Annotated in this window: 24 protein-coding genes; 8 read left to right on the top strand and 16 right to left on the bottom strand. The window is 66.4% G+C overall.

Annotated elements, in window-relative coordinates; all coding sequences use genetic code 11:
- Positions 1–35: 35 nt before the first annotated feature.
- Entirely contained in the window at positions 36–1,034 is a 999-nt protein-coding gene (locus tag G539_RS0115990) for an LLM class flavin-dependent oxidoreductase (protein ID WP_035831473.1), read from the bottom strand.
- A gap of 179 nt (positions 1,035–1,213) precedes the next feature.
- On the opposite strand from G539_RS0115990, the gene G539_RS0115985 reads away from it, so the two are divergent.
- The 4 genes from G539_RS0115985 (at position 1,214) to G539_RS0115970 (ending at position 4,890) form a co-directional block, all read left to right on the top strand.
- Positions 1,214–2,203, top strand: coding sequence for a Gfo/Idh/MocA family protein (locus G539_RS0115985; RefSeq protein ID WP_051231506.1), 990 nt, complete (start codon positions 1,214–1,216; stop codon positions 2,201–2,203).
- A 73-nt stretch (positions 2,204–2,276) separates the two neighbouring features.
- A complete protein-coding gene (locus G539_RS0115980) occupies positions 2,277–3,053 on the top strand; it encodes an SDR family NAD(P)-dependent oxidoreductase (protein ID WP_029076090.1) in 777 nt (258 codons plus the stop codon).
- A 189-nt stretch (positions 3,054–3,242) separates the two neighbouring features.
- The gene (rpsD, locus tag G539_RS0115975; protein WP_029076089.1) at positions 3,243–3,860 is read left to right on the top strand and encodes a 30S ribosomal protein S4; all 618 of its coding nucleotides are present in this window, start codon (positions 3,243–3,245) and stop codon (positions 3,858–3,860) included.
- Between the two features lie 136 nt (positions 3,861–3,996).
- A complete protein-coding gene (locus G539_RS0115970) occupies positions 3,997–4,890 on the top strand; it encodes a DMT family transporter (protein ID WP_029076088.1) in 894 nt (297 codons plus the stop codon).
- 7 nt (positions 4,891–4,897) lie between these two features.
- On the opposite strand, the gene G539_RS0115965 is transcribed toward G539_RS0115970, so the two are convergent.
- Both G539_RS0115965 and G539_RS0115960 read right to left on the bottom strand, forming a co-directional pair.
- On the bottom strand, positions 4,898–5,434 hold the full coding sequence (locus tag G539_RS0115965) for an SRPBCC family protein (protein WP_029076087.1): 537 nt from the start codon (positions 5,432–5,434) through the stop codon (positions 4,898–4,900).
- A gap of 7 nt (positions 5,435–5,441) precedes the next feature.
- Entirely contained in the window at positions 5,442–5,795 is a 354-nt protein-coding gene (locus G539_RS0115960; protein ID WP_029076086.1) for an ArsR/SmtB family transcription factor, read from the bottom strand.
- 131 nt (positions 5,796–5,926) lie between these two features.
- Between G539_RS0115960 and ttcA the strand changes: the two genes are divergently transcribed.
- Positions 5,927–6,793: a tRNA 2-thiocytidine(32) synthetase TtcA gene (gene ttcA, locus G539_RS0115955; protein ID WP_425402359.1), complete on the top strand. Its 867-nt coding sequence runs from the start codon at positions 5,927–5,929 to the stop codon at positions 6,791–6,793.
- 44 nt (positions 6,794–6,837) lie between these two features.
- Here ttcA and G539_RS0115950 read toward each other — a convergent pair whose 3' ends face one another.
- From G539_RS0115950 to purC, 8 genes are all read right to left on the bottom strand, one after another.
- A complete protein-coding gene (locus tag G539_RS0115950; RefSeq protein WP_029076084.1) occupies positions 6,838–7,254 on the bottom strand; it encodes a hypothetical protein in 417 nt (138 codons plus the stop codon).
- Positions 7,255–7,531: 277 nt separating this feature from the next.
- Positions 7,532–7,867 (bottom strand): Grx4 family monothiol glutaredoxin, encoded by a 336-nt coding sequence (grxD, locus tag G539_RS0115945; RefSeq protein ID WP_029076083.1) that lies wholly within the window; start codon positions 7,865–7,867, stop codon positions 7,532–7,534.
- A 32-nt stretch (positions 7,868–7,899) separates the two neighbouring features.
- A complete protein-coding gene (locus G539_RS0115940) occupies positions 7,900–8,133 on the bottom strand; it encodes a BolA family protein (protein ID WP_029076082.1) in 234 nt (77 codons plus the stop codon).
- A gap of 38 nt (positions 8,134–8,171) precedes the next feature.
- The gene (gene purL / locus G539_RS0115935) at positions 8,172–10,385 is read right to left on the bottom strand and encodes a phosphoribosylformylglycinamidine synthase subunit PurL (RefSeq protein WP_029076081.1); all 2,214 of its coding nucleotides are present in this window, start codon (positions 10,383–10,385) and stop codon (positions 8,172–8,174) included.
- A 78-nt stretch (positions 10,386–10,463) separates the two neighbouring features.
- Positions 10,464–11,126: a phosphoribosylformylglycinamidine synthase subunit PurQ gene (gene purQ / locus G539_RS0115930; protein WP_029076080.1), complete on the bottom strand. Its 663-nt coding sequence runs from the start codon at positions 11,124–11,126 to the stop codon at positions 10,464–10,466.
- 23 nt (positions 11,127–11,149) lie between these two features.
- A complete protein-coding gene (locus G539_RS0115925; protein WP_029076079.1) occupies positions 11,150–11,383 on the bottom strand; it encodes a hypothetical protein in 234 nt (77 codons plus the stop codon).
- Between the two features lie 22 nt (positions 11,384–11,405).
- On the bottom strand, positions 11,406–11,648 hold the full coding sequence (purS, locus tag G539_RS0115920; protein ID WP_029076078.1) for a phosphoribosylformylglycinamidine synthase subunit PurS: 243 nt from the start codon (positions 11,646–11,648) through the stop codon (positions 11,406–11,408).
- A gap of 73 nt (positions 11,649–11,721) precedes the next feature.
- Positions 11,722–12,489, bottom strand: a complete 768-nt coding sequence (gene purC / locus G539_RS0115915; RefSeq protein ID WP_029076077.1) for a phosphoribosylaminoimidazolesuccinocarboxamide synthase — start codon at positions 12,487–12,489, stop codon at positions 11,722–11,724.
- 288 nt (positions 12,490–12,777) lie between these two features.
- On the opposite strand from purC, the gene G539_RS0115910 reads away from it, so the two are divergent.
- The 3 genes from G539_RS0115910 to G539_RS0115900 all read left to right on the top strand — a co-directional run bounded on the left by G539_RS0115910 (position 12,778) and on the right by G539_RS0115900 (position 14,679).
- Positions 12,778–13,101 carry a DUF1476 domain-containing protein gene (locus tag G539_RS0115910; RefSeq protein ID WP_029076076.1) on the top strand — a complete coding sequence of 108 codons (324 nt, stop codon included), beginning with the start codon at positions 12,778–12,780 and terminating at the stop codon, positions 13,099–13,101.
- A 27-nt stretch (positions 13,102–13,128) separates the two neighbouring features.
- Positions 13,129–13,902, top strand: a complete 774-nt coding sequence (locus G539_RS0115905) for an HpcH/HpaI aldolase family protein (RefSeq protein ID WP_029076075.1) — start codon at positions 13,129–13,131, stop codon at positions 13,900–13,902.
- 78 nt (positions 13,903–13,980) lie between these two features.
- Positions 13,981–14,679, top strand: a complete 699-nt coding sequence (locus G539_RS0115900) for an MIP family channel protein (protein ID WP_029076074.1) — start codon at positions 13,981–13,983, stop codon at positions 14,677–14,679.
- A gap of 78 nt (positions 14,680–14,757) precedes the next feature.
- Here G539_RS0115900 and G539_RS0115895 read toward each other — a convergent pair whose 3' ends face one another.
- The 5 genes from G539_RS0115895 to rpe form a co-directional block, all read right to left on the bottom strand.
- Complete coding sequence (locus G539_RS0115895; protein WP_029076073.1) at positions 14,758–15,234, bottom strand: glutathione peroxidase; 477 nt, start codon at positions 15,232–15,234, stop codon at positions 14,758–14,760.
- Positions 15,235–15,326: 92 nt separating this feature from the next.
- Positions 15,327–16,634: an adenylosuccinate lyase gene (purB, locus tag G539_RS0115890; RefSeq protein ID WP_029076072.1), complete on the bottom strand. Its 1,308-nt coding sequence runs from the start codon at positions 16,632–16,634 to the stop codon at positions 15,327–15,329.
- Positions 16,635–16,704: 70 nt separating this feature from the next.
- A complete protein-coding gene (locus tag G539_RS0115885; RefSeq protein ID WP_029076071.1) occupies positions 16,705–17,031 on the bottom strand; it encodes a hypothetical protein in 327 nt (108 codons plus the stop codon).
- 67 nt (positions 17,032–17,098) lie between these two features.
- Positions 17,099–17,818 carry a DUF2259 domain-containing protein gene (locus tag G539_RS0115880; protein WP_029076070.1) on the bottom strand — a complete coding sequence of 240 codons (720 nt, stop codon included), beginning with the start codon at positions 17,816–17,818 and terminating at the stop codon, positions 17,099–17,101.
- Positions 17,819–17,864: 46 nt separating this feature from the next.
- Positions 17,865–18,527 carry a ribulose-phosphate 3-epimerase gene (gene rpe, locus G539_RS0115875; protein WP_029076069.1) on the bottom strand — a complete coding sequence of 221 codons (663 nt, stop codon included), beginning with the start codon at positions 18,525–18,527 and terminating at the stop codon, positions 17,865–17,867.
- Between the last annotated feature and the right edge of the window lie 13 nt (positions 18,528–18,540).

Raw genomic sequence — 18,540 nt, 5'->3', positions numbered from 1 at the left:
TGGTCTCGATACGAACTGCCGAGATTGATACAGCATCAAGGCCCGCTTGTCGCTTCCTTCACGATTTCAAAGGAGCGCAAGCGATCGGCATGATCGTAGAAATCCGTCGTGATGATCAGCTCGTCGGCGCCGGTGCGCGCGACGAGCGCCGCCAGCCCCTCGCGCACCGTGTCCGGCCCGCCGATCACCGCGACGCCGAGATGCGAGCGCACATAGGCCTCCTCGCGCGCTTCCCACAGCCCGTCCATGTTGTCGACCGGCGGCATCAGCGTTGTCGGCCGGCCGCGGACGAGGTTGATCAGGCGCTGGTACTGCGTCGTCGCCTGATAGTGCGCCTCGTCGTCGGTCGGCGCCGCGATCACCGGAACGCCGACCATGGCGTAGGGCTTCTCCAGATGCTCGGAGGCCTGGAAGAAGTGCCGGTAGGTTTCGAGCGCCTCCATCAGGCGGAGCGGCGCGAAATGGCTGGCGAAGGCGAAGGGCAGGCCGAGCAGTCCCGCGAGCTGGGCGCTGAAGGTCGACGAGCCGAGCAGCCAGACGGGCACGTTGGAGCCTGCACCCGGCACCGCGCGCACCTTCTGCCCCTCCGTCGCCGGCGCGAGAAGGGCCTGCAGTTCCTGCACGTTGCGCGGAAAGTCGTTGTCGTCGTCGGTCAAGTCGCGGCGGAGCGCCCGCATCGTCATCGGGTCGGTGCCGGGCGCGCGGCCGAGACCGAGATCGATGCGGCCGGGATAGAGCGCCTCCAGCGTGCCGAACTGCTCGGCGATGACGAGGGGCGCATGGTTCGGCAGCATGATGCCGCCGGAGCCGACGCGGATGGTGGAGGTGCCGCCGGCGATATAGCCGATCAGCACCGAGGTCGCCGAGCTGGCGATGCCTGGCATGTTGTGGTGCTCCGCGACCCAGAATCGATTGTAGCCGAGCTTCTCGACGTGGCGCGCGAGATCGAGCGAGCGGGCGAGCGCGTCGGCGACGGTTCCATCCTGGCGAACCGGGGCGAGGTCGAGGACGGAGAGCGGGACGGTAAGGGGCATGGGCGGGGCAATCCGGTAAGGCGGGTGTCTGGGCCGTGTGCAGGCAATGTGGGAGGCCGATCCGGAAAGGGGAAGCCCGTCCCGCACATTTTTGTATGGACTGATACAATATACGCCATGCCTCTGGCTCCCGGCAGGCCTCGGCGGTAGAAGCGCGCAGGCAGAACGGGGAGTGGGCGATGATCGGTTGGGGTATCTGGGGGACGGGGTTCATCTCCGACACGGTCGCGGCGGCGATCCAGAAGAGCCCGGGATCGCGCATCGCCGGCGTTGCCGGGCGTGATGTGACGCGTACCGAGGAATTCCGCGCCCGCTTCGACGGTGAGCGCGCCCATGTCGATGCTGCCGCCCTGCTGGCCGATCCGGCCGTCGATATCGTCTATGTCGGGCTACCCAACCATGTCCATCACGAGGCGGTCGCCGCCGCAGCGAAGGCCGGCAAGGCGGTGCTGAGCGAGAAGTCGCTGTCTGTCGACATGGAGAAGAGCCGGGCGCTGGTCGAGGCCGTAGCGACGCACGACATCTTCTTTGTCGAAGGGCTGATGTATCTCGCCCATCCGCTGATCGCGCGCTTCACCGAGATCCTGCGCGACGGGCGTTTGGGCACGGTCAAATCGATCCATGCGAACTACGCCGCCGACATCTGGCAGGTGGTCAATCCCGAGGGGCGGGGCACGCTCTACAATCTCGGCTGCTATCCGGTGTCGCTGCTTCAGCTCGCCGTCCAGACGGTGGCGGGAGAGGGCGCCTTCGCGGATCGCGCCCAGACCGGCACGGGAGTGATCTCGGCCCATGACGGCAACGTCGCCGAGGCGGCGCTCGCCGTCCGCTTCGGCTGCGGCATCCTCGCGACCGTCCAGACGGCCGAGACCTACGGCATGTTTCCGGATTTCACCGTCGTCGGCGACAAGGGCAGCCTGGGTTTCCTCGACAATCCCTGGCTCCCCGAGGCGGGTTCGAGCCGGCTGCTGTTCACCGGCTTCGACGGGAAGGGCGAGGAGATCGTCGTCGAAAGCGATGCGGATGCCTTCGTCCATCAGGTCCGGATGGTCGAGCGCAGCCTGGCCGCCGGCCGCAGGCAGGCCGAACGCCCGTCGCCGCGGCCATCCGATTCGATCGAGATCATGCAGATGCTGACCGACTGGGAAGCGGACATTCGCCGCGCCTGAATTCCGGCGTGCCTGCCGCACCGGACTCTCCTACTCTGCCGCCACGGCATGTCGGCAGGATCAGGAGACCGGAATGGACCTCGAACTCTCGAGCAAGACAGCGCTCGTCACCGGATCGACGGGCGGCATCGGGCTGGCGATCGCCCGCACGCTGGCGGAAGAGGGCGCCGCCGTGACGGTGGTCGGGCGCTCGGCCGACAAGGTCGACGCGGTGGTGCGCGAGATCGGCGCGGCGCGCGGCATCGCCGCCGATCCCGCGACGGCCGAGGGCGCGGCGATCCTGATCCGCGAGCAGCCGAGTGTCGACATCCTCGTCAACAATCTCGGCATCTATGAAGCGAAGCCGTTCGTCGAGATCAGCGACGCCGATTGGCTGCGCTTCTTCGACGTCAACGTGCTGAGCGGCGTGCGCCTGGCGCGGCACTATTTCCCCGGCATGATCGAGCGGAACTGGGGGCGTATCATCTTCATCTCCAGCGAATCCTCGCTGCAGGTGCCGCCGGACATGATCCACTACGGCATGACCAAGACCGCGCAGCTTTCGATCGCGCGCGGGCTCGCCGAGCTCACCAAGGGCACGGCGGTGACGGTCAACTCGTTGATGCCGGGACCGACCCGCTCGGCCGGCATCGGCGATTTCCTGCGCTCGGTGTTTCCGGGCCATGCGGGCAGCGAGGCGGAGCTGGAGAAGGAGTTCTTCCGGCTCTGCCGCTCCTCGTCGCTGCTGCAGCGGATGATCGATCCGAAGGAGATCGCGGCGCTGGTCGCCTATGTCGCCAGCCCGCTCGGCGCGGCGACGAACGGCGCGGCGCTCCGGGTCGAGGGCGGGCTGCTGATGTCGGTGGCCTGAGGCGCCGGGCGCGGCGTCTTGAATTGACTCGACCGGCCTTCTCCTCTACACCCCGGCCCATCGAGCCGGTCCGTTTGGGCCGGCGCGGTATTTCACGCACCCGCGGAGGCCCCAGGGCTTCCTGTCGGCCGGTCCCAAGCCGGCAGAGGAGGGCACGTGTCCCTGTAACTCGTATCCAAGGGATATGCGATGTCGAAGCGTGCTTCGTCCAAACACAAGATTGACCGCCGTCTTGGCGAAAACCTCTGGGGTCGTCCCAAGTCTCCGGTCAACAAGCGCGAATACGGCCCCGGCCAGCACGGCCAGCGCCGCAAGGGCAAGGTTTCCGACTACGGCACCCAGCTCCGCGCCAAGCAGAAGCTCAAGGGCTACTACGGCAACATCTCCGAGAAGCAGTTCCGGAAGATCTATGCCGATGCGACCCGTCGCAAGGGCGATTCGTCCGAGAACCTGATCGGCCTCCTCGAGTGCCGTCTGGACGCGATCGTCTACCGCGCCAAGTTCGTCCCGACCGTTTTCGCCGCGCGCCAGTTCATTTCGCACGGCCACATCAAGGTCAACGGCCGCCGCGTCAACATTCCGTCCTTCCAGGCGAAGGTCGGCGATGTGATCGAGGTCAAGGAAGCCTCGCGTCAGCTGACGATCGTCCTCGAGGCGACCCAGCTCGCCGAGCGCGACGTTCCGGACTACATCGAAGTCGATCATCACAAGATGACCGCCAAGTTCCAGCGCGTTCCGGCTCTCGCCGACGTGCCGTATCCGGTCCACATGGAGCCGAACCTGGTCGTCGAGTTCTACTCGCGCTGATCAGTCGATCCATCGACTTCCGGAAAGGCCGCCTTCGGGCGGCCTTTTCTTTTTTGCGCCGGCCGGCGGCATTTCTGCTCTTCGAAACCGCCGGTGATCGGCGTATCAGGGAGGGGCTGGCGAAGGCGGGGATCGCATGACCGAGGCTGTGACCGAACGGAAGAGCGCAACCGATCTGATCGGACTGGCCGCCATCGCGACCACGATCATCGGCTGGGCGTCGGCCTTCGCCGCGATCCGCGTCGGCCTGACGGCGCTGACGCCGGTCGAACTCGCGGCGGCGCGCTATCTCTCGGCGGCGGTGCCGGCCGGTCTCTTCCTCGCCATCGCGCGGCCGCCTCTGCCATCGGGTCGGGATTTTGCGCGGCTCGTCGTCATCGGCGTGCTCTTCATCTCGGCCTATGCCGTATTGCTCAATACCGGCGAGCAGACGATCGCCGCCGGTCCCGCCTCCTTCATCATCCAGATCAATCCGATCATCGTCGCGCTGATCGCCGTGCCGCTGCTCGGCGAGCGCTTCGGCGTCTATGGCTGGATCGGGACGCTGGTATCGTTCCTGGGCGTCGGGCTGATCGCCTATGCCAACAGCGACGGCTTCGGGCTGAACTTCGGCGCCGTGCTGATCCTCGGCGCGGCGCTCTGCACCTCGATCTCGACCATCCTGCAGAAGCCGTTGCTCGGCCGCATGCCGGCGCTGGTCGTCACCGCCTGGGTGCTGCTGCTCGGCGCGCTGCCGCTGCTGCCGGCGCTGCCGGCCACCGCTGTGGCGCTCAAGGCCGCGCCGCTCTCCGTCGTGCTCTCGATCGCCTATCTCGTAATCCTGCCGACCGTCATCGGCTACCTGACCTGGGCGATCGCGTTGAAGCGCTTCCCGGCGGCGCGCGCCGCCAACTTCCTCTACTGCATCGCCCCGACCGCGACGCTGATCGGCTGGCTGTGGCTCGGCGAGGTGCCGACGCTGCTCAGCCTCGCCGGCGGCGCCATGGCGATCGGCGGCGTGCTGATCGTCAACCTGACCCGCCGCCGATAGTCACGGCTCACGGTGCCCCGAGGCGCCGGCCATATTCCGCCTCTATGCCCTCGAACAGGGTCCAGAACGACGGTGGTGTCCGGCCAGAAAGCTTGTCCGTGAGGATGGCGAGATGGGTGTGCCAGCCGCCCGCGGTATTGACCATTTCACCGCTCGGCAGGCGCCGGTGCGTGAGGATCAGCCGCACCTTGTCGCCCACCGGCTCCAGTTCGAACGTCACCTCGGAAGGAGCCTCCGCATCCGCGCTCCAGGTGAAGCTCAGGAGGCGCGGCGGCTCGGCCCGGGTGACACGGTGCCGGCTGGTGGCGCCGTTCTCGAACGACTTGAAGCGTTCCGGCGTGGGGACGACGTTGGGCGACAGGCTGGCATGATGGAACGTGAGCTCGAAACGGGCATCCGCGCGCGGCTCCATGGCGCCGCTCGCAAGCCATTGCCCGCGCTTGTCGGAATCGACGAGGAAGCTCCAAACCCGCTCGATCGGGCCGGGCAGGAGCCGCTCGAACCGGATCGTGCCAGGCGCGATGATCGTGCCGTAGTCGCTCATGACGTGTTTACTCCGTTGCTGGCGGCGGCAGGTGTGGCTCCGCCTGAAGCAGGGCCTCGAGCGTGTCGAGGCGGCGGCTCCAGAAATGGGCGTAGAAGCTGAGCCAGGCCTCCGCCTCCGCCAGGGGGGCCGCCTCGATGCGGCAGATATGCGCGCGGCCCTCGACGCGGCGGCTGACCAGCCCCGCGCTTTCCAGCACGCGCACATGCTTGGAGGCGGCGGCAAACGACATGGCGAAGGGCCTGGCGAGATCGCCGATCTTCCGTTCCTCGTCGGCAAGCTGTCGCAGCATGGCGCGCCGCGTCGGATCGGACAGGGCGTGGAACAGGCGATCGAGTCTGGCGGAGTCCTGCTGAACCATACGGTTTAATAACGCCAGTGACAGCCATGGTCAACCATTCGGTTTAACGATGTGGTTGGGTGTCGCCGTCATTCCTCGTTGCGCCGATGCGCGCATCCGGGCACAAGGGTGCCGAATTCGAGGAGTTTCCGATGTCCGATGTGATCGCGCGCGAGGCCGAGCTGGACGAGGCGGATCTGGCCGCCGACGCCTGTCATCCGATGTTCCGCAAGGGGCCGGACAGCGTTGAGTTCGGCAAGCTGCGCAAGCGCCTGATCCGTCAGGTCCGGCAGGCGCTCGACGATTTCGCCATGGTGCGGCCGGGCGATCGCTGGCTGGTCTGCCTCTCGGGCGGCAAGGACAGCTACACGCTGCTGGCGCTGCTGCTCGACCTGAAATGGCGCGGCATGCTGCCGGTCGACCTGCTCGCCTGCAACCTCGACCAGGCCCAGCCCGGCTTTCCCGCCGACGTGCTGCCGAACTATCTGACCGAACTCGGCGTGCCGCACCGGATCGAGCGGCAGGACACCTATTCGATCGTCACCTCGAAGATCCCGGCCGGCAAGACCTATTGCGCGCTCTGCTCGCGGCTCCGGCGCGGCCATCTATACCGCGTCGCGCGGGAGGAAGGGTGCCGGGCGGTCGTGCTCGGCCACCATCGCGAGGATATCCTCGAGACGTTCTTCCTGAACCTCTTCCATGGCGGCAAACTCGCCACCATGCCGCCCAAGCTCCTGAACGAGGACGGCGAGACACTGGTGCTGAGGCCGCTCGCCTATTCGGCGGAAGACGATATCGCCCGCTTCGCGTCGGCCATGCAGTTTCCGATCATCCCCTGCGATCTCTGCGGATCGCAGGAGGGGCTGCAGCGCAACGTCATCAAGCAGATGCTGGCCGACTGGGAGAAGCAGGCGCCCGGCCGCAAGGAGACGATGCTTAAGGCGCTCGGTCGGACCAATCCTTCGCATCTGCTGGACCGCGACCTGTTCGATTTCGCCGGGCTGGTCGGCAGGCAATAGCGGTCCGGCGCATGCGCCGCCGGGCCGCCACGATGCCGGCCTGGCTATTGCATCGTGCAGACCGGCATGCCGTTCCGGCCGCGATAGGCGAGCTGGTACGGATAGGCGCAACCATAGCTCTCGCCATAGGTCGCGTAGCTGCCGGAATAGCTCGACCCGCTGCCGCCGCCCATATTGTTGCGGAGGAGCGGGGCTCTCGGATCAAATGGGTTCAGGATGTGTCCGTGACCCGGGTGCATGCCGTGCATGTCGCCGCCGCTGTTGTGGCCGCCGGCATCGTTGCCCATGCCCATAGCCATGCCCATGCCCGAGCCATGGGACATGCCTTGAGAATGGCCGCTGCTGCCACTGCTTTCGATGCCGTGACGGGCCTCGGAGAGGGTGGCCGTGGCGATGGATCCGGCGCCGAGGATTGCAGCCAGGATGCCGAGGTGAAGGAGGCTTCTGAAGCTGGCCATCATTCGATCTCCCTGCGATGGTTCGCCTTCGATCGCGCAATGAGCTCCCCGTCGGTCCCTAGAGCGTAGGCCTCGGCGGCGGGAAACCAAGTTTCCGATTTCTTAACAATGGTTAACCTGCGGCGGGCGTAAAAGGGGCGGCGCGCGGCGCTGCCGAATAGGTGCCGGTCCCGGGATTGAACGGACGGCAACGGCTACGAGCCGTAGGAGACATCGGAGCGCGCATAAAAAAACCGCGCGCAGGACCGCGCGCGGTTCGGATTCTTGGCAGATGGAGCGATCAGGCCGACTGCGCGACCGCGATGCCCTTCTCGACCAGGAACGGCTGCAGCTCGTTCGACTGGAACATCTCGCGGACGATGTCGCAGCCGCCGACGAACTCGCCCTTGACGTAGAGCTGCGGAATCGTCGGCCAGTTGGAAAAGTCCTTGATGCCCTGGCGGATTTCCGCGTCGGCGAGGACATTGATGCCCTTGTAGTCGACGCCGAGGAAATCGAGGATCTGGACGACCTGGCCGGAGAACCCGCACTGCGGGAAGGCCGGCGTGCCCTTCAGGAAGAGCACAACGTCGTTCGAAGAGACCTCGTTCTGAATGAAGGCCTGGATATCGCTCATCTCAAACTTCCTTTTCTCGGCCACGGCCGAACTCAGTCGGGGGCGCTCGTCTGCAGGGCGAGGGCATGGAGGGTGCCGCCCATATTGCCCTTGAGCGCCGCGTAAATCATCTGGTGCTGCTGGACGCGGTTCTTGCCGCGGAAGGATTCCGACACAACTTCGGCAGCATAATGGTCCCCGTCGCCCGCGAGATCGCGGATGGTTACCGTCGCGTCCGGCAGAGCCTCCTTGATCAGAGCCTCAATGTCGCGTGCGTCCATAGGCATGGAAAATCCCCTCAGCCACCAAACCGACCGTTCGCAAATCAGTCGCTAACGGCCATGAAGTCAGGAAACCAATTGTCGTGGCCCTGCTTCAGCTTTGCAACAGATATGGTGGTGATCCCCGAGACATCCAACATCTCGCCACCGACCGTGCCGAGAACCCGGGCTTCGACGCCAGCCTCGGCCGCCGCCGCGGTGACCGCGTCGAGCACGGACGGCGAGACGGTGACGACATAGCGCGCCTGGTCCTCGCCGAACAGGAAGCCATGCCGGGTCGCGACCGCTTCCGGGATCGCGACCGTGGCGCCGAGTCCGCGGGCCATCGCCATCTCGGCGAGCGCGGTGAGCAGGCCGCCGTCGGAGAGGTCGTGGCAGGCGGTGACCAGGCGGCCACGGATCAGGCCACGCACCAGGTCGCCGACGCGGCGCTCCTCGGCGAGGTCGACGGTCGGCGGCGTGCCTTCCTCGCGGCCGAGGATCTCGCGCAGATAGATCGACTGGCCGAGATGCGTGCCGTCGCGGCCGATCTGGACGATGACGTCGCCTTCGTTCTTGAAGGCGATCGTCGCCATCGCGTCGATATCCGGCATCAGGCCGACGCCGCCGATCGCGGGGGTCGGCAGGATGCCGACGCCGTTGGTCTCGTTGTAGAGCGACACGTTGCCGGAGACGATCGGGAAATCGAGCGCGCGGCAGGCGGCGCCGATGCCTTCGATGGCGCCGACGAACTGGCCCATGATCTCCGGCTTCTCGGGATTGCCGAAATTGAGGTTGTCGGTGGCGGCCAACGGCTCGGCGCCGACGGCCGTCAGGTTGCGCCAGCATTCGGCGATCGCCTGCTTGCCGCCCTCGAAGGGATCGGCCTCGCAATAGCGCGGCGTCACGTCGAGCGAGAAGGCGAGACCCTTCTTGTCGTGGCCTTCGACGCGGATCACGGCGGCGTCGCCGCCGGGCTTCTGCGCGGTGTTACCCTGGATCAGATGGTCATACTGCTCCCAGACCCAGCGGCGCGAGGCCATGTCGGGCGAGGAGACGATCTTCAGCAGCACCTCGGCATAGTCGTTCGGCTCGGCGACGTCGGCGGCGGCGAGCGCGGCCGGGACCGGGCGGCGGACGAAGGGACGGTCATATTCCGGCGCCTGGTCGCCGAGATCCTTGATCGGCAGATCAGCGACGACGGCGCCCTGGTGGCGGATGCGGAAGCGCAGATCGTCCGTGGTCCAGCCGACGATGGCGAAGTCGAGCCCCCATTTGCGGAAGATGGCCTCGGCCTCTTCCTCCTGCTCGGGGCGCAGCACCATCAGCATGCGCTCCTGGCTCTCCGAGAGCATCATCTCGTAGGCCGTCATATTGGCTTCGCGGCAGGGCACCTTGTCGAGGTCGAGCTCGATGCCGAGGTCGCCCTTTGCGCCCATCTCGACGGCCGAGCAGGTGAGGCCGGCGGCGCCCATGTCCTGGATCGCGATGACGGCGCCGGTCTTCATCAACTCGAGGCAGGCTTCCAGCAGCAGCTTCTCGCCGAAGGGGTCGCCGACCTGCACGGTCGGGCGCTTCTCCTCGATCGACTCGTCGAATTCGGCAGACGCCATGGTGGCGCCACCGACGCCGTCGCGGCCGGTCTTCGAGCCGAGATAGACGACAGGGAGGCCGACGCCTTCCGCCTTCGAGTAGAAGATCTTGTCCGCGTCGGCGAGGCCGGCGGCGAAGGCGTTGACGAGGATGTTGCCGTTGTAGCGCGGGTGGAAGTTCACCTCGCCGCCCACCGTCGGCACGCCGAAGGAATTGCCGTAGCCGCCGACGCCGGAGACGACGCCGGAGACGAGATGGCGGGTCTTCGGATGGTCGGGCGAGCCGAAGCGCAGCGCGTTCATCGCCGCGACGGGCCGCGCGCCCATGGTGAAGACGTCGCGCAGGATGCCGCCCACGCCCGTCGCCGCGCCCTGGTAGGGCTCGATGAAGGACGGGTGGTTGTGGCTCTCCATCTTGAAGATGATCGCCTGGCCGTCGTCGATGTCGACAACGCCGGCGTTCTCGCCGGGGCCGCAGATGACGCGCGGGCCGGTCGTCGGCAGGGTGCGCAGCCACTTCTTCGACGACTTGTAGGAGCAGTGCTCGTTCCACATCGCCGAGAAGATGCCGAGCTCGGTCAACGTCGGCTCGCGGCCGATCAGGTCAAGGATGCGCTGATATTCGTCGGGCTTGAGGCCATGGCTGGCGATGAGCTCGGGCGTGATCGGCGTGTCGTTCTGGAGCACGGAAACCTCAGGGCAATCGGGTCGCGGACCGGGATGCGGTCGGAGAGGGCGGTCGGGATCGGGCGGCGGTTCTGCGGATCAGGCGACGGCGGCGAGCGCTGCTTCGAACAGCGGCCGTCCGTCGGTGCCGCCGTTCAGCGGTTCGATCAGGTTCTCGGGATGCGGCATCATGCCGAGGATGTTGCGCTTTTCCGACAGGATGCCGGCGATGTCGTCGATCGAGCCGTTCGGATTGTCGACATAGCGGAAGGCGACGCGGTCCTCGTCCTGCAGCCGCTTCAGCGTCTCGTCGTCGGTGCGGAAATTGCCGTCGCCATGGGCGACCGGCGAGCGGATGACCTGGCCCTTGGCGTAGCCGCGGGTGAAGCGGCTGTCGGTCGTCTCGACGCGGAGCTCGACCTCCTTGCAGATGAACTTGAGGCCGGCATTGCGCATCAGCACGCCCGGCAGCAGGCCCGCCTCGCACAGGATCTGGAAGCCGTTGCAGACGCCGAGCACGCCAACGCCGCGTTCTGCCTCGCGGGCGATGGCGCCCATGATCGGCTCGCGCGCGGCGATGGCGCCGGAGCGCAGGTAGTCGCCATAGGAGAAGCCGCCGGGGACGACGATCAGGTCGACCTTCGGCAGGTCATGGTCGCCATGCCAGACCACGGCGGGGCGGTGGCCCGTGATCTTCTCGATGGCCGCGATCATGTCGCGCTCGCGATTGGATCCGGGGAAGACGACGACGGCGGATTTCATGGACAATCCCAAATCAAGGTTGGTCAGGGCAGCGCGGGCGAACTGATCTCCAGCCGGCGCTCGATGCGATCAAGCCGCGTTTCGTGGCGATCGAGGGTCACGTAGATATTGTGGAGGTCCGTCTGGAGCGCGATCATGTGCCCACGCATGGCTTGAAGTTCAGCCTTGATCTCATCGGTCTTGTGATCGATGCGCGTGACGTCATTTCGGATGGACTTCAGAACCTCGTAGATCAGGTCGTTCGTCACTTCCGCCATGATGGTTGCTCCACCTTCGGGCTTAGTCCACGATCTCCACACGATAATTCTCGATGACCGTGTTGGCCAGCAGCTTGGCGGCCATGGCCTCGAGCTCGGCCTTGGCCTTCACGGCGTCGGTGCCTTCGACCTCGATGTCGAACACCTTGCCCTGGCGGACGCTGCCGATGCCGGCAAAGCCGAGCGCGCCGAGCGCGCCTTCGATGGCCTTGCCCTGGGGATCCAGGACGCCGTTCTTCAGGGTGACGGTCACGCGGGCCTTCATCGGGTACTCCAGTCGGGATTGATCCAGAAATGCAAACGGCCGCCTCGCGGCGGCCGTTGCCATAGACGATTTTTCACTGCACGAGAACAGGTCCGCCGCCCTGCGGTCGCTCCTGCTCTTCGGTCAGGATGCCGAGCCGGCGCGCGACTTCCTGGTAGGCCTCGACGAGGCCGCCCATGTCGCGGCGGAAGCGGTCCTTGTCCAGCTTGTTCTGGGTCGCTACGTCCCAGAGCCGGCACGAATCCGGCGAGATCTCGTCGGCGACGACGATCCGCATCATGTCGGCTTCCCAGAGGCGGCCGCACTCGATCTTGAAGTCGACGAGCTGGATGCCGGCGCCGAGGAAGAGGCCGGACAGGAAATCGTTGACGCGGATGGCGAGCGCCATGATGTCGTCGATTTCCTGCGGCGTCGCCCAGCCGAACGCCGTGATGTGCTCTTCCGAGACCATCGGGTCGTCCAGCGCGTCCGCCTTGTAATAGAACTCGATGATCGAGCGCGGCAGCACCGTGCCTTCCTCGAGGCCGAGGCGCTTCGCCAGCGAGCCGGCGGCGATGTTGCGGACGACGACCTCGAGCGGGATGATCTCGACTTCGCGGATCAGCTGCTCGCGCATATTCAGCCGACGGATGAAATGCGTCGGGATGCCCATCCGGTTCAGATGCGTGAAGATGTGCTCGGAAATGCGGTTGTTCAACACGCCTTTCCCGTCGACGACCTCATGCTTCTTGTTGTTGAAGGCAGTCGCATCGTCTTTGAAGAACTGGATCAGCGTCCCGGGTTCCGGTCCTTCGAAAAGGATCTTGCCCTTGCCTTCATAGATGCGCCGACGACGGTTCATGGGCACATACCGTGGTTTGAGGAAATCCATACAGCCGGGGTTCCAATGTCAGGGATTCGCCGCGGCGAAGCTTAGCCAACCGACTCTGCGAGGTCGCTTGCGCGGCGTGAACCTACTCGATCGCTTGCCAATTCACAATGACAGAAGATGCGACGCTTTGGGCCGCCGGCCGTTGTCCTGCTCTTGCAGCCTCATGCACCGCTTTCGTTGATTTGGGGTGGTGACGGCGATATGCAAGGCCCATATCATGATCCTCGCTAAGAGGTTGAATGAGTGAGGAGACTGGGTATGACGACGTTTGACCAGCGCAAGGATGCCTTCGAGAGCCGCTTTGCAATGGACGAAGCGATCCGCTTCAAGGCCGTCGCCCGGCGCAACAAGCAGCTGGGTCTCTGGGCCGCCGGACTGCTCGGCAAGGCCGGGGCGGACGCCGATAGCTACGCATCGGACGTCGTCGCCGCCGATTTCGAGGAAGCCGGCGATGAGGACGTGTTCCGCAAGATCCGCCGGGATTTCGACGCCGCGGGCGTGAAGCAGTCGGACCACGAGATCCGGCGCACCATGGACGAACTCCTGGTCATCGCGATCGAGCAGATCAGGGCTCAGGGCTAGTCCTCGCAGCGCCTTGGAGTGCGGTTAATGCCATTGCCATCCCTTGTTTCGGTGCTTCGCGCGCGCGGCACATGCCTTGCCGCGTGGATTGCGACGCCGGAGCCGCTGATCGCCGAGAACGCGGCGCGCGTCGGGTTCGATTGCGTCACGCTCGACATGCAGCACGGGCTGCATGATCCGGCCAGCGTCATGCGGGGAATCGGCGCCGTGGCGCTCGGCGGCGTGCCCGCCGTTGTGCGCATCCCGGTTGGCGATTTCGCCATGGCAAGCCGCGCGCTCGACATGGGCGCGAGCGCGGTCATTGCGCCGATGATCAACTCGGCCGCCGAGGCTCGCGCCTTTGCGGCCGCCGCCAAATATCCGCCGATCGGCGAGCGCAGCTGGGGGCCGGTCCGGACCATGCAGCTGTCCGGCGCGACGGATGGCGGCGCCTTCCTGCGCTCGGCGAATGCCGACGTCCTGACCTTCGCGATGATCGAAACGCGGGCGGCGGTCGAGGCGCTCGACGAGATCCTGGCCGTCCCGGGCATCGACGCCGTCTTCATCGGCCCGTCCGACCTGTCGATCGCGCTTTCCGATGGCAAGGACGTCAATCCGATGCGTGACGACAACCAGCGCATGACGGCCGACATCCTGCGGCGCGCGCGCCAGGCCGGCAAGCTCGCCGGTATTTTCGCCGGCAATGCCGCAGAGGCGAAGCAGTACCGGCTGATGGGCTACGATCTGGTCGCGGTCGGTTCCGACGGGATGTATTTCCGGCTCGGTGCTTCTGCCATGCTCGCCGAGGCTCGCGCCGAGTAGTCGTTGCCCATTTTACAAGCATTGGTTCAGGCGTAGGCTTTTTCCCGCAGTGATTCGACTGTTACGGGGAATACGCCTATGCAAAAAGCCATCGCAGAATTCATCGGGACCTTCACGCTCGTGCTGTTCGGTTGCGGCGCGGCGGTTGTTGCAGGACCGGCTATCGCCGCCGGCAACACGGTTGGGGTGCTCGGCATCGCCTTTTCGTTCGGTTTGGCGATTGTCGCCATGGCCTATGCGATCGGGCCGATCTCCGGTTGCCACGTCAATCCGGCCGTCAGCCTCGGCGCGCTGGTCGCCGGCCGGATGCCGGTCGGGGACTTCATCACCTATGTCATCGCGCAGGTCCTCGGCGCCATCGCCGGTGCGCTGATCCTCTTCCTGATCATGAAGGGCAAGGCAACCGGCTGGGATGGCGGTCTCGGCACCAATGGCTGGGGCCCCGGCTACATGGGCGAGTACAACCTCGCCTCGGCCTTCATCTTCGAGGTCGTGGCGACGTTCGTCTTCCTCGTCGTCATCCTCGGCGTGACGCACAAGCTGGTGACGCATGCCTTCGCCGGCCTGGCGATCGGTCTGACGCTGACGATGATCCACATCGTCGGCATCAACATCACCGGCACCTCGGTCAATCCGGCCCGCAGCCTCGGCCCGGCGCTGTTCGTCGGCGGCGCGGCGCTGTCGCAGCTCTGGCTGTTCATCGTGGGGCCGTTCATCGGCGCGGCCGTCGCCGGCCTCGTCTACAAGGCGGGCGTCCTCTACAACGGCGAGACCTGATCGCCGCCAGACACCACATCGACGAAGAAAAGCCCGCCGCGAGGCGGGCTTTTTGCTGCCTTGTCCCGATGGAGGCCCTCAGCCCTTGGCGAGCTCGGCCTCGATCGCCGAGACGATGGCGGGATCCTCGGGAACGGTTTTGGGCGCGAAACGGGCCGCGACCCGGCCGTTGCGGCCAATCAGGAATTTCTCGAAGTTCCAGCTGATGTCCTCGTCGCCCGCGAGCGCATCGTAGAGCGGATGCCGGTCGTCGCCCTTGACCGAGATCTTGGCGAACATCGGGAAATCGACGCCATAGGTCAGCCGGCAGAAGTCCTGGATCTCGGCGTTGGAGCCCGGCTCCTGGCCGGCGAAGTTGTTGGCGGGGAAGCCGACGACGGTCAGGCCCTTGTCCTTGTAGGTGCGATAGAGCGCCTCGAGGCCGTCATATTGCGGCGTCAGCCCGCATTTCGAGGCGACGTTGACCACCAGCAGCACTCGGCCGGCATAGTCGCCGAGCGACGCCTGGCTGCCGTCGATGCGGTTGACGGGGATGTCGTAGAGCGGAGAGGGCATGCTGGGCTACCTCGGCTTCCTGGCGGTCAAACGAAAACAGGCGCCCTAGACATAAGGGCGCCTGCTGAAAGCTCAAGCTCCGCGGTGAGGTCTCAGGCTTCGCCGAAGACGCGGCGGAAGATCGTGTCGATCTGCTTGGTGTGGTAGCCGAGGTCGAACTTCTCCTCGAGCTCGGCGTCGGACAGCACGGCCTTGACGTCCGGGTCGGCCTTGAGCTCGGTGAGGAAATCGGCGCCCTGTTCCCAGACCTTCATCGCGTTGCGCTGGACGAGGCTGTAGGAATCCTCGCGCGAGACGCCCTTCTGGGTGAGGGCGAGCAGCACGCGCTGCGAATGCACCAGGCCGCCGAGGCGGTCGAGGTTCTTCTGCATGTTGTCGGGATAGACGAGCAGCTTGTCGATCACGCCGGTCAGCCGGGCGAGCGCGAAATCGAGCGTCACCGTCGCGTCGGGGCCGATCATGCGCTCGACCGAGGAGTGCGAGATGTCGCGCTCGTGCCAGAGGGCGACGTTCTCCATCGCCGGCAGCGCCATGCCGCGCACGAGGCGGGCCAGGCCGGTCAGATTCTCGGTCAGCACCGGATTGCGCTTGTGCGGCATCGCCGACGAGCCCTTCTGGCCGGGGGAGAAATACTCCTCCGCCTCGAGCACTTCGGTGCGCTGCAGGTGGCGGATCTCGGTGGCGAGGCGCTCGATCGACGAGGCGACGACGCCGAGCGTCGCGAAATACATGGCGTGGCGGTCGCGCGGGATAACCTGGGTCGAGACCGGCTCCGGCACCAGGCCGAGCTTTGCCGCGACATGCTCCTCGACGCGCGGGTCGATGTTGGCGAAGGAACCGACGGCTCCCGAGATGGCGCAGGTGGCGACCTCGGCGCGGGCGGCGACGAGGCGGGCGCGGCAGCGGTCGAACTCGGCATAGGCCTGGGCCATCTTCATGCCGAAGGTGATCGGCTCGGCATGGATGCCGTGGCTGCGGCCGATGGTGACGGTGTTCTTGTGCTCGAACGCGCGGCGCTTCAGCGCCGCGAGCAGCTTGTCGACATCGGCGATGAGGATGTCGGCGGCGCGGACGAGCTGCACGTTGAAGCAGGTGTCGAGCACGTCGGACGAGGTCATGCCCTGATGCACGAAGCGGGCGTCCTCGCCGACGATCTCGGCGAGATGCGTCAGGAAGGCGATGACGTCGTGCTTGGTGACGCGCTCGATCTCGTCGATGCGGTCGACGTCGAAGGTGGCGGCGCCGCCCTTGGCCCAGACGGTCTCGGCCGCCGATTTCGGCACGGTGCCGATCTCGGCGAGCGCGTCGAGGGCATGCGCCTCGATCTCGAACCAGATGCGGAACTTGGTTTCCGGCGACCAGATCGCCGTCATTTCGGGGCGCGAGTAGCGCGGGATCATGGGCGGGCCCTTTCAGTTTTCGCCCCGGGGTCTAACAGAGCGGGCGGGCCCGAACAACCCGACCGCGTGCCTATTCCAGGGGCGGTGGCGGCGGTGGCGGCAGCGGCGCATCGGGCGGCAAGATCGGCGGGCAGTCGGTTCGGGTTTGGGTCGTCGCGCCGCCGTCGTTCTCCGTGCGGATGGTGGCTTCCTTGCAGCCTGGTGGCGGCGGCAGCGGCGGAGGCGGCGTGACGACGACGGGCGGCGGCACCTGGACGTCCTGGGTCAGGGCGAGGCGGATGGCGAAGGCCGGTGTCACGCTGAGGAGGATCAGCGCGGAGGCGCCGAGGATCGATCCAAGCGTGACAATTCCGGGATGACCGTGCGACTCGGCTCTCGGGCGGCGGGGCAGCGGCATGACGCGATCCTCTTGATAGCGCCCCGCCGTCTCAACGACCGATCCCCGCGCGCGTTCCCGCCTCGGTTCAGGAAGGGAGCTTCGTCGTCACCGCGAGGTAGCGGCCATCCGGTCCCTCGAAGCCGCGCGTCAGCACCTGCACCAGCACGACGAGCGTGGCCGGCTGGCCGAAAGGCTGGTCGATGACGACGTCGTGGATGCGGTAGTCGAGCGCCGTGCCGCGGCTGGCCGGCAGGGACTGGTCCTCGTGCAGGACCGTCTCGCCGGCTTCCGTCTTCAGGACCAGACGGAAGCCGTGGGTCTTGTAGTCCGGGTCGTCATTGGCCGGCGCGGGGAGGGGAATCGTCTCCAGCTCGAGCGCGAGTTCCGGGCCGTCGAGCTGCAGCGCCGGATGCCGCTTGAAGGCCAGCTTGTAGGGATCGCGGCCGCTCTCGGTGATCGGGTTGGAGGCGAGCAGCGTGCCGGGTCGCTCGATGCCCTTGAGATGCGCCGCCGCCTGCTCGGCCGCCGCGCGACGGGCCGCGGCGATGCCTTGTTCCTCGTCGTCGAGGCGCACGCGCACCGGCGTGCCGGGCACCCAGCCGTCCTTCGTCGTGTCGATGACGAAGATGTTGGCGTAGGGGAAGCCCGATCCGTCCTGGATGCCGAACTCCTCGAAGGCGAAACGTCCGCCATCCGCCGAAAAGCCGAGCAGCGTCCGCTCGGCGAAGTCACCGGCGGCGGCCGGCAGGATCGCGACGGCGCCGAGGATCGCGGCGAGGCTGGCCCTGAGGACAGAGGTGCGCATGGACCGGAACTCCTGCTAGTGGCGAAGGGAAACGATGCCTACGAGGCTAGCTTCGGTCGCCGCGGATCGCGGCGATGTTGGCGGCGTAGGCGGCGCTGCCGCCCTTGAAGACGGCCGAGCCGGCGACGAGCACGTCGGCGCCGGCAGCGATCAGGCCGGGCGCGGTCTCCGGCGTGACGCCGCCGTCGACCTCGATGTGGATCGGCCGCGCGCCGATCATCGCCTTGATGCGGGCGACCTTGTCGATCGATTCCGGGATGAAGGTCTGGCCGCCGAAGCCGGGATTGACGCTCATCACCAGCACCAGGTCGATCATGTCGAGCATGTAGGCAATGGCGTTCTCATGCGTCGACGGATTGAGCGCGACGCCCGCCTTCTTGCCGAGGTTGCGGATGGTCTGCAGCGAGCGATGCAGGTGCGGGCCGGCCTCGGCGTGGACGGTGATGATGTCGGCGCCGGCCTCGGCGAACTCCGCGATGAACGGGTCGGCCGGCGTGATCATCAGGTGGACGTCGAAGACGGCGTCGGTCAGCGGGCGAAGCGACCGCACGACCGGCGGGCCGAAGGTGATGTTGGGGACGAAGTGGCCGTCCATGATGTCGAGATGGATCCAGTCCGCGCCGGCCGCCTCGACGGCGCGCATTTCCTCGCCGAGGCGGGAAAAGTCCGAGGCGAGGATCGAGGGCGAGATCAGCGGGAGCGCGGCCATGATAATGCTTTCA

The organism is Kaistia adipata DSM 17808, assembly GCF_000423225.1.
GTDB classification, from domain to species: domain Bacteria; phylum Pseudomonadota; class Alphaproteobacteria; order Rhizobiales; family Kaistiaceae; genus Kaistia; species Kaistia adipata.
This window is presented reverse-complemented; position numbering and strand designations above follow the sequence as displayed.